General features: G+C 69.3%; 13 protein-coding genes. 8 read left to right on the top strand and 5 right to left on the bottom strand.

Going from position 1 to position 13113, the window contains the following annotated elements; translation table 11 throughout:
* Positions 1–29: 29 nt before the first annotated feature.
* Positions 30–695: a PAQR family membrane homeostasis protein TrhA gene (trhA, locus tag BR31_RS0111190; RefSeq protein ID WP_027501041.1), complete on the bottom strand. Its 666-nt coding sequence runs from the start codon at positions 693–695 to the stop codon at positions 30–32.
* A gap of 166 nt (positions 696–861) precedes the next feature.
* On the opposite strand from trhA, the gene BR31_RS0111185 reads away from it, so the two are divergent.
* Entirely contained in the window at positions 862–1629 is a 768-nt protein-coding gene (locus BR31_RS0111185; protein ID WP_027501040.1) for an isoprenyl transferase, read from the top strand.
* 69 nt (positions 1630–1698) lie between these two features.
* On the opposite strand, the gene coaA is transcribed toward BR31_RS0111185, so the two are convergent.
* The gene (coaA, locus tag BR31_RS0111180; RefSeq protein WP_027501039.1) at positions 1699–2631 is read right to left on the bottom strand and encodes a type I pantothenate kinase; all 933 of its coding nucleotides are present in this window, start codon (positions 2629–2631) and stop codon (positions 1699–1701) included.
* 102 nt (positions 2632–2733) lie between these two features.
* Between coaA and BR31_RS0111175 the strand changes: the two genes are divergently transcribed.
* From BR31_RS0111175 to BR31_RS0111165, 3 genes are all read left to right on the top strand, one after another.
* A complete protein-coding gene (locus BR31_RS0111175) occupies positions 2734–3930 on the top strand; it encodes a hypothetical protein (RefSeq protein ID WP_027501038.1) in 1197 nt (398 codons plus the stop codon).
* A 57-nt stretch (positions 3931–3987) separates the two neighbouring features.
* Positions 3988–5301 carry a serine hydroxymethyltransferase gene (gene glyA, locus BR31_RS0111170; protein WP_027501037.1) on the top strand — a complete coding sequence of 438 codons (1314 nt, stop codon included), beginning with the start codon at positions 3988–3990 and terminating at the stop codon, positions 5299–5301.
* Between the two features lie 250 nt (positions 5302–5551).
* The gene (locus BR31_RS0111165; protein WP_027501036.1) at positions 5552–6931 is read left to right on the top strand and encodes an RNA 5'-3' helicase PhoH2; all 1380 of its coding nucleotides are present in this window, start codon (positions 5552–5554) and stop codon (positions 6929–6931) included.
* 41 nt (positions 6932–6972) lie between these two features.
* Here the strand turns inward: BR31_RS0111165 and BR31_RS32420 are convergent, their stop codons facing one another.
* On the bottom strand, positions 6973–7095 hold the full coding sequence (locus BR31_RS32420; protein WP_269321343.1) for a hypothetical protein: 123 nt from the start codon (positions 7093–7095) through the stop codon (positions 6973–6975).
* Positions 7096–7261: 166 nt separating this feature from the next.
* Here BR31_RS32420 and BR31_RS0111155 point away from each other — a divergent pair, with 166 nt between their 5' ends.
* Complete coding sequence (locus BR31_RS0111155) at positions 7262–9163, top strand: DEAD/DEAH box helicase (RefSeq protein ID WP_231496450.1); 1902 nt, start codon at positions 7262–7264, stop codon at positions 9161–9163.
* Positions 9160–9738: a hypothetical protein gene (locus BR31_RS0111150; RefSeq protein ID WP_027501034.1), complete on the top strand. Its 579-nt coding sequence runs from the start codon at positions 9160–9162 to the stop codon at positions 9736–9738. The genes BR31_RS0111155 and BR31_RS0111150 overlap by 4 nt, the downstream gene beginning before the upstream one ends.
* Before the next feature lie 26 nt (positions 9739–9764).
* Here BR31_RS0111150 and BR31_RS28265 read toward each other — a convergent pair whose 3' ends face one another.
* Entirely contained in the window at positions 9765–10250 is a 486-nt protein-coding gene (locus BR31_RS28265) for a limonene-1,2-epoxide hydrolase family protein (protein ID WP_051637308.1), read from the bottom strand.
* A 172-nt stretch (positions 10251–10422) separates the two neighbouring features.
* Here BR31_RS28265 and BR31_RS0111140 point away from each other — a divergent pair, with 172 nt between their 5' ends.
* Both BR31_RS0111140 and BR31_RS0111135 read left to right on the top strand, forming a co-directional pair.
* The gene (locus tag BR31_RS0111140) at positions 10423–11076 is read left to right on the top strand and encodes a L,D-transpeptidase family protein (RefSeq protein ID WP_027501033.1); all 654 of its coding nucleotides are present in this window, start codon (positions 10423–10425) and stop codon (positions 11074–11076) included.
* Between the two features lie 32 nt (positions 11077–11108).
* Positions 11109–11645: an ester cyclase gene (locus BR31_RS0111135; protein WP_027501032.1), complete on the top strand. Its 537-nt coding sequence runs from the start codon at positions 11109–11111 to the stop codon at positions 11643–11645.
* A 3-nt stretch (positions 11646–11648) separates the two neighbouring features.
* Here the strand turns inward: BR31_RS0111135 and BR31_RS0111130 are convergent, their stop codons facing one another.
* Positions 11649–13052, bottom strand: coding sequence for a class II fumarate hydratase (locus BR31_RS0111130; RefSeq protein ID WP_027501031.1), 1404 nt, complete (start codon positions 13050–13052; stop codon positions 11649–11651).
* Positions 13053–13113: the final 61 nt, after the last annotated feature.

Here is a 13113-nt window from a genome sequence, read left to right as displayed (position 1 = left end):
CACCCGTGGTGTCGCCCGCACTGAGATGCTCAGTTGAGGACGACGAGCCACACCGCGATGTAGTGGCACAGCGCCGCGATGACGGTGCCCGCGTGGAAGAACTCGTGGTGGCCGAAGGTGGCGGGCCAGGGATTCGGCCACTTGGTGGCGTAGAGGATCGCGCCGACGCTGTAGAGGACCCCGCCGACCGCGAGCAGGATCAGCGGCAGCCAACCGACCTCGTCGACCAGTTGTCCCGCGACCGGCACGATCGCCCACCCGAGGATCAGGTAGAGCGGGACGCCGACCCAGCGCGGCGCGGTTGGCCACAGCATCTTCAGCGCCACCCCGGCCAGCGCGCCGGCCCACACCACGGCCAGCAGTGTCCGGCCGGTCTCGCGCGGCAGTGCGAGCAGTGCGAACGGCGTGTAGCTGCCCGCGATGAACAGGAAGATCATCGAGTGGTCGGCGCGCTTCATCCAGATCCGGCTGCGCACGGTCGTCCAGTGCACCCGGTGGTACGTGGCACTCACGCCGAACACCCCGCACACCGTCACGGAGTAGATCGCGGTCGCGACGGCGGCCCGACCGGATTCCTGCGCGGCAAAGGCGACGAGCGCGGCGCACGCGATCACCGCGACGACGAATGCCCACAGGTGGATCCAGCCCCGCATCCGCGGCTTCACCGGCGGCGCTGCGAGGTCGAGTTCGGACATTGCTGCTCCCGGGCGGTCGTGAACCTACGGTGGCGTAGGTTCGGGCGTCGGTGGTCACTGTAGCGGCCACCGGAACCGCCCGAAACGGGGTGAGACGACGATTACAGCGGCGGCCGTCGGGGCCGCACCCGAGCCGCGTAATGTGGGCTCTCGTGGTGATGTCCAGGTGAAGGTCCCGAACCTGCTGTACAGCATCTACGAGCGACGCCTGCGCCGTCAGCTCGAGGGGCTCCAGCACCCGCGACACGTCGCGGTGATGTGCGATGGCAACCGCCGGTGGGCGAGGGAGAACGGTTTCACCGACGTCAGCCACGGTCACCGGATGGGTGCGCTGAAGATCGCCGAGTTGCTCGGCTGGTGCGACCAGGCAAGCATCGAGATGGCCACCATCTACCTGCTCTCCACCGAGAACCTGCGGCGCGAACCGGAGGAGCTCGACACCCTCCTCGAGATCATCACCGATGTGGTGGAAGAGATCTCGGGCCCGGGGCAGAACTGGAGCGTCAAGATAGTCGGCACCCTCGACCTGCTCCCGGAGGATCAGGCCCGCCGCCTGCGGGAGGCTGCCGAGCGCACCGCCGGGCGCACCGGCACACACGTCAACGTCGCGGTCGGCTACGGAGGCAGGCAGGAGATCGCCGACGCCGTGCAGTCGCTGCTGCGCGAGAAGCTCGACGAGGGCCTGTCCGGCGAGGCGCTGGTCGGGGCGATGTCCGTGAAGGGCATCGACGGGCACCTCTACACCTCCGGGCAGCCGGATCCGGACCTGGTGATCCGCACCTCGGGGGAGCAGCGACTGTCCGGCTTCCTGCTGTGGCAGAGCGCGTACTCCGAGATCTGGTTCACCGAGGCGTACTGGCCGGAGTTCCGGCACGTCGACTTCCTGCGCGCGCTGCGTGACTACGCGGCCCGGCACCGCCGCTTCGGCGCATAGGCGCTCCGCGCCCGTGCGCGGTTGACGAGTCCTGAGACTCGTCAACCGCGCACGGGCGGCGTAGCCGCCCTACAGCTTGCGCAGCCGCAGCCGGTTGATGGAGTGGTCGGCGTCCTTGCGGAGCACCAGCGTGGCGCGTGGGCGGGTCGGCAGGATGTTCTCGACCAGGTTCGGCCGGTTGATCGAGTTCCAGATGTCGTCCGCGGCCAGGGTGGCGTGCTCGTCGGACAGCCCGGAGTAGTGGTGGAAGTGCGACGTCGGGTCCGCGAACGACGTCTTCCGCAGCGCGAGGAAACGCTTGATGTACCAACGCTCGATGTCCTCGATCCGCGCGTCGACGTAGATCGAGAAGTCGAACAGGTCAGAGACCATCAGGCGCGGGCCGGTCTGCAGGACGTTGAGGCCCTCGATGATCAGGATGTCGGGCTGGCGCACCAGGTGGTACTGGCCGGGCAGGATGTCGTACGAGACGTGTGAGTACACCGGCGCCGCGACCTCTTCCGCGCCGGACTTGACCTCGGTGACGAAGCGCAGCAGCTTGCGGCGGTCGTAGCTCTCGGGAAAACCCTTGCGGTGCATGAGGCCCCGGCGCGTCAGCTCGGCCGTCGAGTAGAGGAAGCCGTCCGTGGTGACCAGATCGACGCGCGGGTGGTGATCCCATCGCGCGAGTAGGGCCTGCAGCACGCGGGCGGTGGTGGACTTGCCAACCGCGACGCTGCCCGCCACGCCGATCACGAAGGGCACCTGTCGATCCGGGTGCTTCTCGCCGAGGAACGTCGCGGTCGCGGCGAACAGGCGCTGCCGCGCGGCCACCTGGAGGTGGATGAGCCTGGAGAGCGGGAGGTAGACCTCGGCGACCTCGTCGAGGTCGATCTGTTCGCCGAGGCCGCGCAGGCCGAGGAGCTCTTCCTCGGTGAGCACGAGCGGTGTCGACTTACGCAGGGTTCGCCATTGCTTGCGGTCGAACTCGACGTAGGGGCTGCTCTCGCTCACTCGTGCCATGCGCGCACCTGGATCTCGCTCTGCATAGTCGGATTGTGCTCGACACCACTGTGCGTGGCGGCGGCGGGTGGGGCAACTCGCCGGTGGTTAGGGTGGACGACCATGGACCCCGTTGCACTCGTCCGCGAATACCTGCTGCTCGGACTCGGTTTCGACCGGCTGGAGGAGGGTTTCGTCGACGCCTTCACCGGTGACCAGGCGCTGCGCAGGCAGGTGGAGAACGCGCCGGCGCCCGACCCGCGCCAGCTCGCGCGCCGCGCCGCGGAACTGCGTGACGAGGTGGCCGGCTCCGGGCTGTCCGCCGAACGGGCCGCGTTCCTCGAGGTTCACCTGCGCGCGCTTGAGTGCTCCGCACGCAAGTTCGCGGGCGAGCAGATCGGCTTCGTCGACGAGGTGCAGGCCTACTTCGACGTGCGCATCGAGCCGGGCTCCGAGGACGAGTACCGGGCGGCGCACCGCGCGATGGACGAGGTGCTGGCCGGCGATTCCGCGCGCCCGCTTGCCGAGCGGCTGCAGGCCCACCGCGCCGCCGACGAGATCCCGCCGGAGCGGCTGCCGGAGTGCGTCGAAGCTTTCTCCAGCGCGCTGCGCGACCGGGTGCGGGCGGAGTACGCGCTGCCCGAGACCGAACGGGTCGAGTACGAGGTGGTCGGGGACAAGCCCTGGTCCGGGTTCAACTACTACCTCGGCGACTACCGGTCGAAGGTGGCGATCAACTCCGACCTCAAGCAGCACATGGCCAACCTGCCGCACCTGATCGCCCACGAGTCCTACCCCGGCCATCACACCGAGCACTGCCGCAAGGAGGCGGGCCTGGTCGGTGCCGGGCAGGCCGAGCAGACCCTGTTCCTGGTCAATACGCCGCAGTGCCTGATGGCGGAGGGGCTCGCGGACCACGCGCTCGGCTCGATCGTGGGGCCGGGCTGGGGGCCGTGGGCCCAGGAGATCTACGCCGACCTGGGGCTGCGCTTCGACGGCGAACGCGCGGAGCGGCTGGCCGACGCGTCGGCGTCGCTGCTCGGGGTCCGGCAGGATGCGGCCCTGCTGCTGCACGATCGCGGCCGAAGTCAGGACGACGTCGCCGCGTTCCTGCAGCGGTGGACCCTGTCCACCCCGGAACGGGCCCGGCAGACGCTGCGATTCCTGTCCGACCCGCTGTGGCGCGCCTACATCAGCACCTACGTCGAGGGCTACCGGCTGCTCGGCAGCTGGCTCGATCGCGGAGTCGACGCCGCGGGCCGTTCCGAGATGTTCCGGCGGTTGCTGGACGAGCCGCTGATCCCGTCTGCGCTGCGCTGACAGCCATTGCCTAGACTGGGCATGCCCCTGCCGTAGCTCCCGCTTGGAGATTCCTCGATGACCGCTGTGCCCAGCACCGACGTCAACAATGCTTCGCTCGCCGAACTCGATCCCGAGGTCGCGGCCGCGATGAACGGCGAGCTGGCCCGTCAGCGCGACACGCTCGAGATGATCGCGTCCGAGAACTTCGTGCCGCGCGCGGTGCTGCAGGCCCAGGGCAGCGTGCTGACCAACAAGTACGCCGAGGGCTACCCCGGCCGCCGCTACTACGGCGGCTGCGAGCACGTCGACGTCATCGAGGACCTGGCGCGCAACCGTGCCAAGGAGCTCTTCGGCGCTGAGTTCGCGAACGTCCAGCCGCACTCGGGCGCGCAGGCGAACGCCGCGGTGCTGATGGCGCTGATGAACCCGGGCGAGAAGCTGCTCGGCCTCGACCTGGCGCACGGCGGCCACCTGACGCACGGGATGAAGCTCAACTTCTCCGGCAAGCTCTACGACGTCGCGTCCTACGGGGTCAGCAAGGAAGACCACCGCATCGACATGGACGAGGTCCGCAAGATCGCCGTGGCCGAGAAGCCGAAGGTGATCGTCGCCGGCTGGTCCGCGTACCCGCGGCACGAGGACTTCGCCGAGTTCCGGTCCATCGCGGACGAGGTCGGGGCCTACCTGTGGGTCGACATGGCGCACTTCGCCGGTCTGGTCGCGGCTGGCCTGCACCCGTCGCCGGTGCCCTACGCGGACGTCGTGTCCACCACCGTGCACAAGACCCTCGGTGGCCCCCGCTCCGGCCTGATCCTGGCCAAGCAGGAGTGGGCCAAGAAGATCAACTCCGCGGTGTTCCCCGGTCAGCAGGGCGGGCCGCTCATGCACGCCATCGCCGCGAAGGCCGTCTCGCTCAAGATCGCGGGCACCGAGGAGTTCAAGGACCGTCAGGCCCGCACCCTGTCCGGCGCCCGGATCCTGGCCGAGCGTCTCACCGGCGCCGACGTCGCGGACAAGGGCATCTCCGTGCTCACCGGCGGCACCGACGTGCACCTGGTCCTGGTGGACCTGCGCAACTCGGCGCTGGACGGCCAGCAGGGCGAGGATCTGCTGCACGAGGTCGGCATCACCGTCAACCGCAACGCGGTGCCCTTCGACCCGCGTCCGCCGATGGTCACCTCCGGCCTGCGCATCGGCACCGCCGCGCTGGCGACCCGTGGGTTCGGCGACGCCGAGTTCACCGAGGTCGCGGACATCATCGCGACCGCGCTGGCCAAGGGCTCGGAGGCCGATTTCGCGGCGCTGCGCGCCCGGGTCTCGAAGCTGGCCCTCGACCTTCCGCTGTACGAGGGACTCGAGGACTGGGGCCTGCTCTCCAAGTCGGTCTAGCGTCTGAGCTGGAGTTAACGACGCGTTCATCGGCGCCCTGCGTGTTGCGAGTGCAGCAGGGCGCCGATCGCAGTAGCGTCCCCGGTAACAGGCAGCGGACGAGTTGCCTGTCCGGGAGGTTCTGATCGTGGCTGAAGTATTCAGTGCGAGGGGGCCGGCGCCCGGCCCTCGTGCGGATTGACGCACCAGGGACGGACCGGCCCAGCGAACTGAAGTTTGCGCGGGCGCCGCGCAGGCATAGGAGCCTCACGTGACCGCAACACGCTCCGTATCTGCCCATTCCGGACATGCCGGGAACTCCCCGAGGTCCGCATCCACGAAGTCTCCCGAACGGTCAGTTCGCACCTATGTACTCGACACCTCGGTTCTGCTCTCGGATCCGTGGGCCGTCACACGTTTCGCGGAGCACGAGGTGGTCCTGCCCCTGGTGGTGATCGGGGAGCTGGAGGGCAAACGCCACCACCACGAGCTGGGATGGTTTGCCCGCGAGGCGCTTCGGATGCTCGACGACCTGCGGATCGAGCACGGACGGCTGGATCAGCCGGTTCCGATCGGCTCCGACTACGGCACGCTCCAGGTGGAGCTCAACCACACCGACCCCTCCGTCCTGCCGATCGGATTCCGGACCGACTCAAACGATTCCAGGATTCTGGCCTGCGCCCTCAACTTCGCAGCCGAGGGCAAAGACGTGGTCCTGGTCAGCAAGGACATCCCCCTGCGGGTCAAGGCGGGCGCGGTCGGCCTGCCCGCCGACGAGTACCACGCACACGACGTGGTCCCGTCGGGATGGACGGGGATGACCGAGCTCGACGTTGCCTCGACCCGGATCGACGAGCTGTTCTCGGAGGGGGTCATCGATCTCGACGAGGCGCGAGAGCTGCCCTGTCACACCGGAATCCGGCTGATGGGCGGAAGCTCCAGCGCGCTGGGGCGGGTGACCCCGGACAAGCGGGTACAGCTGGTCCGCGGCGAGCGGGAGGCCTTCGGCCTGCACGGCCGCTCGGCCGAACAGCGGATCGCCCTCGACCTGTTGCTCGACGAGAGCATCGGCATCATCTCGCTCGGCGGCAAGGCAGGCACCGGCAAGTCGGCGCTCGCCCTGACCGCGGGACTGGAGGCGGTGCTCGAGCGTCGCACCCACAGGAAGGTGGTGGTCTTCCGGCCGCTGTACGCGGTCGGCGGACAGGAGCTCGGCTACCTGCCCGGCAGCGAGAGCGAGAAGATGGGGCCGTGGGCGCAGGCGGTGTTCGACACCCTCGACGGCCTGGCGAGTCCCGAGGTGATGGACGAAGTGATCAGCCGCGGGATGCTGGAAGTGTTGCCGCTCACCCACATTCGCGGCCGGTCGCTGCACGACTCGTTCGTGATCGTGGACGAGGCGCAGTCCCTCGAGCGCAATGTGCTGCTCACGGTGCTGTCCCGGCTCGGCACCGGGTCGCGGGTGGTGCTCACCCATGACGTCGCCCAGCGCGACAACCTGAGGGTCGGCAGGCACGACGGCGTCGCCGCGGTGATCGAGAAGCTCAAGGGGCACCCGCTCTTCGCCCACGTCACGCTCACCCGTAGCGAGCGCTCGCCGATCGCGGCGCTGGTGACCGAGATGCTCGAGGAGTTCGGCCCGACCGCCTGACGCGCGGGGTGGGGAGGCCCGGTCTCGGGCCTCCCCATCTGCTACTGCTGCGGGGACTGGTCCTGAGCCGGTGCCTGAGCCGTCTTGTCCGTGCCGCGGAGCTTGCGCCACTGGGTGGTGGCGACGTACTTGATGAGCAGGCCGTAGTTGCGGAGCTTTTCCATCGTGGTCCCTTCGATACCGGATCGTGAGTCGATCCGGTGAATTCTATTGGTAGGCAGACACGCCGGATCGACACCCGTCAATGTCGGGATGAACACACCTCACCAGGGCTTTTCATGGTCCGGATCATTGGCGCGTACCGCAGCGGTCTACGTACCATCGGCGGGCGTGCACGGTGAGAGCGAATTGATCGACGAGGATTCGGACTGGGTTCACCCGAGTCTGCTGCAGGCGACCTTCATCCCGGTTCTCGGGGCGATGGCGTGGTGGGGCACAGATGATGTGGCGGCCGAGCTGGCTCGGTTGGGCGTGCCGCACGGCCGGACGGCCGGCTGCCGGTTCGCGGTTCCCGTCGGCGGTGCCGTTGCGCCGCGCACGGTCGATGCGCGATTGGTCGATCTGGTGGACGCGCTGCCTGCATTGCGGGCGATGGACCTGGGCGAGGGCGTGGGGAGATCCGTCCGCTCGTGGTGCGCGGCCGCGCACCTCGCGGGCGCGGACCAGGCAGCGAGCGGGGATCGGCGCGCCGAGCTCGCCGCGCAGATGCCCGCCGCGGCCCACGCCGTGCTGAACGAGGACGAGTCGGCGATCCACACCGCGGTCGCCCTGCTGAACAGCTTCATCTCGGCGGCACGGACCACCGACGATCTGGCGGCGGCACGTGTCCGCGCCACGCTGAGGCCGTATCAGGTCCAGGGGGTCGCCTGGCTCCTTGCGCTCGACGAGGTGGGTGGCGGCATCCTCGCCGACGAGATGGGGCTCGGCAAGACGCTGCAGGCCATCTGCGTGCTCGCCACCCGAAACGACCGGGGTCCACATCTGGTGGTGTGCCCGACCTCGGTGGTCGGGAACTGGCGTCGCGAGCTCGCGCGGTTCGCCCCCGACGTCCCGGTGATCGTCCATCACGGCGCGGGCAGGGCTCTGCCCGCGACGGTGAGCCCGGGAACCGTGGTACTGACCAGCTACGGACTGCTGCGCTCGGACGTCGACCGACTGGGCGAAGTGCCATGGGACGCTGTCATATTCGACGAGGCGCAGCAGATCAAGAATCCCGATTCCCTCGCGGCCAGGGCGGCGGCGCGGCTGTCCGCGCGGATTCGGGTCGCCGTGACCGGCACCCCGGTCGAGAACCGGCTCGACGACCTGTGGTCGATCTTCCGCGCGGTCAACCCGGCACTGTTGGGAACCAGGGCACGCTTCCGTCAGCGCTTCGTCGTCCCGATCGAGTCCCGACGATCGGCGACGGCCGCGGCCCGGCTCGGCGCACTCATCGCGCCACACGTGCTGCGGCGCACCAAGGCCGAGGTGGCCACCGAGCTACCGGACAAGCAGTACTCGACCGTCGCGTGCACGCTGTCCGACGAGCAGGTTCGGCTGTACCGTCACGCGGTGGAGCGCGCGTTCGACGCGGGGCTCGGCAGTGGGATCGCCCGGCGCGGCAACGTGCTCGCACTGCTGACCACCCTGAAGCAGGTCTGCAACCATCCCGAACAGCTCCTCGGCGACGGAGGCGCGCTGCGCGGTAGGTCGGGCAAGTTCGACCGGGCTACCGAAATGCTCTCGGAGATGGTCGAAGACGGCGACCGGGCCCTGGTGTTCACCCAGTACCGCACGATGGGGGAGCTGTTGTCGACGCACCTGACCACCGAGCTCGGGGTCGGCGTGATCCCCTTCCTGCACGGTGGTCTGAGCGCACGGGCCCGGGACCGGATGGTCCTGGAGTTCCAGGACGGTCCCGACGCGCCGCCCGTGCTCATCCTGAGCCTGCGGGCGGCGGGATTCGGCCTGAATCTGACCCGGGCCAGCCATGTCGTGCACTACGACCGATGGTGGAATCCCGCGGTCGAGGACCAGGCCACGGACCGGGCGCACCGGATTGGCCAACGCCGAACGGTGAACGTGTACTCCCTCGTCACCGGCGGCACCATCGAGGACCACATCGCCTCGATGCACGAATCGAAGCGCGCTCTGGCGGAATCGATTTCGCGGAACTCGGAGGTCGAGCTGGCCGAGCTGGCCGACGACGAGCTGCGCTCGCTGCTCGACCTCGACGCGGTGGGTGCTCGATGACGGGCGCAGAGTTCGGCGCAACGGCGTGGGGGCGGGTCTGGCTTCGCACGATCGAGTCGACGGCCGCCTCCGCGCCGAATGCGCAGCTGCCCCAGGCGCGGAGACTGGCCAGGGGTGGCGCGGTGACTCTCACGGACGTATCGGCGGGCCGGGTCGACGCAGAGGTGGCGGTGAAGCAGAAGTCCTACGCGATCACCCTCGAGGTGCCACGCTGGGATGCGGATGCGTTGGTGCGGGTGCGCGAGGTACTCGGCGCGGCCGGGCTCGGCGACGGCGGCGCGTCGGGTGATCTCCCGGACGCGCTGGTGGCGCAGCTGCAGGGGGCAGGCATCGTGGTCGCCGCGACACCGGCGGAGTGCGGGGCGACGTGTGCCTGCACGGGTCGCCGGGCGCCATGCCTGCACCACCTGGCGACCGTCTATGCCCTCGTTCAGCTGATCGACGAGGAACCGGCGCTGGCCGTCCGGTTGCGGTCCGATGCCTCGGTCGCCCTCGGCTCGGCCGGTCCGGGGTCGCGGGAGCAGCGGGACTGGATCGCCCTCGCCGAGGTGGACCCGGCGTCGTTCTACGATTGACGGGCAGCTGTTCGGACGCCGACTTCTCAACCGCGCAGCGCGGAGACCTCGCTGAGGTAGCCCGTGCCGCGTCCGCCACGCCTGCCGGTCACGGCCCTTGCCGCGCCGACCAGGATGCCGCGGACGACGTCGCGGATGCTGAAGTAGTCCCGCCAGACCGCGATCTTGCCGTCGCGCAGCTCAAACGTGCCGCACACCCAGAACTCGGCGTTGAGCGGTCCGACGCCGAGCAGGTCGGTGCGCTCGGTGAGGACCACGCCGTTCTCGCCCGCCGCGTGGTGCATGATCACGTCGAATCGGAGGCCGGGGCGGGCGAGCTGCCGCAGCACCCTGGTCACCAGAGGGTATCCGCGCAGGATCGGCAGCGAGACGTTGTGCCAGGCGATTTCGGGGTGCAGGTACGCGGCCGCGGCGTCGACATCGGCACTTGCCAGGGCGGCCAGGAACCCGCGCACGACCAGGACGTCGGCGGGTGTGTCGACGGAACTCGATTCGAGGTCTATCCGACTCATGTCGATCCGATCGCTCGTGTGGTCAGTGGGTGACGGTGTCCCGACCGTACCGGTCGAATGCGCCGGGCGGAGGGTCGGACAGCCGCCGAGTTCTGCGACTGCTGCTCGTCCGCCACCGGATCCGAATCGGCCGGATGCTTGACCACGCGTGCCTCGCGGGACACCATGTGGTGTGCGCAAATTGGCGAGCGCGATCCTCTCGACCGTCATCGCAACGGTGCTGGCGCTGCTCTGTGCGCCGCACGCCCTGGCTCAGGGGCCCTGGTTCGACGGGGCCGTCGGCGGGGCAACCCAGGTCATCGCCGTCCGTGGTTCGGGCGGCTCGGACGCCACCCTGGAGGCCTGGCAGCGGTCCCCGCTCGGCTGGCACCGCATCTCCCCGACCCTGCCCGCAAAGGTCGGCGCGGACGGGTTCACGGATGCTGCGAGGGACGGCGTGCCCGCGACCCCGGAGGGCGTGTTCAGCCTGGACGCGGCCTTCGGCACGGCCGGGAACCCGGGCGGCGGCCTGCCGTACCGGAAGGTGGGTCCGAACGACTGGTGGGACGGCGACCCGGACAGCGCGACCTACAACACGCATCAGGTCTGCGCCCCGGGGTCCTGCGCCTTCGACGAGTCGGCCAGCGAGGAGCTGGAGATCCCCGCCTACCGCTACGCGGTGGTGATGGGCGTCAACAAGGAGCGGGTGCCGGGCGGCGGCGGTGCCTTCTTCCTGCACGTCTCGAACGGTGAGCCCACGTTGGGCTGCGTCGCGGTGAGCGAGGGCGCACTGGTCTGGCTGATCCGGTGGCTGCAGCCGGGCGCGGTCATCGCCATCGCGGACTGAGCAAGCTCTCGTCGACTGCCAGGGAGGCCGAAGTGAACAGCGATCGACCTACCCCCTCGGCGGACGCGAAGTCGATCGCGGTGCGCAGTATCGAGTTCGTGGCCGCTGGTGGGCGCGAGGACTTCGACGCCATCATCCATCCGGACGCCGTCAACCACGAGACCAAGACCGAGCCGCCGCACACCCGGGTCCGCGGGCCGGGATCCTGGCATGCGACAGCGCTGTGGCTGCGTCAGCCGTTCGCGGACCTGCATTTCGAGGTCGGGAACGTGGTGGCGGACGGTGACCTCGTTGCGGTCGAGGTGACCATGAGCGGGCGCCACGTCGGGCTGTTCCTGAACTTCGACGAGAGCGGCGCCGTCGCCGGGGCCTTCCCGCCGACGGGCCGGAGTTTCGCTGTCGCCCAATCGCATTGGGTTCGACTCGAGGACGGCCTGGTGATCGAGCACTGGGCCACCCGCGATGATCTGGGCATGGCCGAGCAACTCGGCTGGTTGGAGCCGAGCCCGGCCTACCTGGCGCGGATGCTGTGGGCCAAGAGTCGTGCAAGGAAGGCGCGGCCGGCCTGACGGCTACTCCTCGACCTTCGCCATCGCGAGGACGTCGAGACGGCTGTCGAGCTCCGCCTCGGTCAGCTTCTCGGGGACAAGCCCGCGGTCGATCACCGTCTGGCGGATCGTCTTGCGCTCCTTGAGCGCCTCCTTCGCGACGGCGGCGGCCTCCTCGTAGCCGATCGCGGAGTTCAGCGGCGTCACGATCGACGGCGACGACTCCGCGAGCGTCCTGAGATGCTCCGTGTTGGCGACGAGGCCGGAGACGCACTTGTCGGCGAACAGTCGAGAGACGTTGGCGAGCAAGCGGAATGACTCGAGCAGGTTGCGGGCCATCATCGGGATGTACACATTGAGCTCGAAGGCGCCCGCCGCGCCGCCCCAGGCGACGGCCGCATCGTTGCCGACGACCTGCGCGGCCACCTGCGTGACCGCTTCCGGCAGAACGGGATTCACCTTGCCTGGCATGATCGACGAGCCGGGCTGCAGGTCGGGGAGTCGGATCTCGCCGAGTCCGGTCAGCGGGCCCGAACCCATCCAGCGGATGTCGTTCGCGATCTTGGTGAGCGAGACCGCGATGGTCCGCAGTGCACCCGACGCCTCGACCAACCCGTCGCGCGCGGCCTGAGCCTCGAAGCTGTTGCGCGCGGGGGAGAGGGCGTCGATCCCGGTGGCGCTGACGAGTTCGGCGACCACCATCGGGCCGAATCCGTCGGGGGCGTTGAGCCCGGTGCCGACCGCGGTGCCGCCGATCGGGAGCTCGCCGAGACGGGGGAGGGCGGACATGATCCGTTCGATGCCTGCCTCGACCTGTCGGGCGTAGCCGCCGAACTCCTGCCCGAGGGTGACCGGCACGGCGTCCATGAGATGGGTCCGCCCGGACTTGACGACGGACTTCCATTCGGCGGCCTTGTCGAACAGCGCCAGCCGCAGATGGTCGAGCGCGGGGATCAGCGCCTTCACCGCGGACTCCGTGGCCGCCAGGTGGGTGGCGGTGGGGAAGGTGTCGTTCGAGGACTGTGACATGTTGACGTGATCGTTGGGGTGCACCTCGACCCCGTTCGCCTTCGCGATCGACGCGATGACCTCGTTGGCGTTCATGTTGGAGCTGGTGCCCGAGCCGGTCTGGAACACGTCGATCGGGAACTGGTCGTCGTGCCTGCCCTCGGCGATCTCGTTGGCGGCGGAGATGATGGCGTCGGCCTTGACGGCGTCGAGCAGGCCGAGGTCCTTGTTGACCTGCGCGCAGGCGGCCTTGAGCAGGCCCATCGCCCGGATCTGGGCGCGTTCGAGGCCGCGGCCGCTGATCGGGAAGTTCTCCACCGCGCGCTGGGTCTGAGCCCGCCACAGCGCGTCGATCGGGACCCGGACCTCGCCCATGGTGTCGTGCTCGATGCGGAACTGCGATTCGGCGTTCTCAGTCATACCTAGCAGCTTGCCACCGAAGCGGCTTCGCCGCCTGTGAGTCCTTTTGGCCCCTATGCGG

This window comes from Rhodococcus sp. UNC363MFTsu5.1 (assembly GCF_000686785.1).
Lineage (GTDB): Bacteria > Actinomycetota > Actinomycetes > Mycobacteriales > Mycobacteriaceae > Rhodococcus_G > Rhodococcus_G maanshanensis.
This window is presented reverse-complemented; position numbering and strand designations above follow the sequence as displayed.

What these genes read in the sequence shown, in the direction of transcription:
- trhA (WP_027501041.1), bottom strand. Translation starts at nt 695, where the DNA reads ATGTCCGAACTCGACCTCGCAGCGCCGCCGGTGAAGCCGCGGATGCGG.
- coaA (WP_027501039.1), bottom strand. Translation starts at nt 2,631, where the DNA reads ATGGCACGAGTGAGCGAGAGCAGCCCCTACGTCGAGTTCGACCGCAAG.
- BR31_RS0111175 (WP_027501038.1), top strand. Translation starts at nt 2,734, where the DNA reads ATGGACCCCGTTGCACTCGTCCGCGAATACCTGCTGCTCGGACTCGGT.
- glyA (WP_027501037.1), top strand. Translation starts at nt 3,988, where the DNA reads ATGACCGCTGTGCCCAGCACCGACGTCAACAATGCTTCGCTCGCCGAA.
- BR31_RS32420 (WP_269321343.1), bottom strand. Translation starts at nt 7,095, where the DNA reads ATGGAAAAGCTCCGCAACTACGGCCTGCTCATCAAGTACGTCGCCACC.
- BR31_RS0111150 (WP_027501034.1), top strand. Translation starts at nt 9,160, where the DNA reads ATGACGGGCGCAGAGTTCGGCGCAACGGCGTGGGGGCGGGTCTGGCTT.
- BR31_RS28265 (WP_051637308.1), bottom strand. Translation starts at nt 10,250, where the DNA reads ATGAGTCGGATAGACCTCGAATCGAGTTCCGTCGACACACCCGCCGAC.
- BR31_RS0111130 (WP_027501031.1), bottom strand. Translation starts at nt 13,052, where the DNA reads ATGACTGAGAACGCCGAATCGCAGTTCCGCATCGAGCACGACACCATG.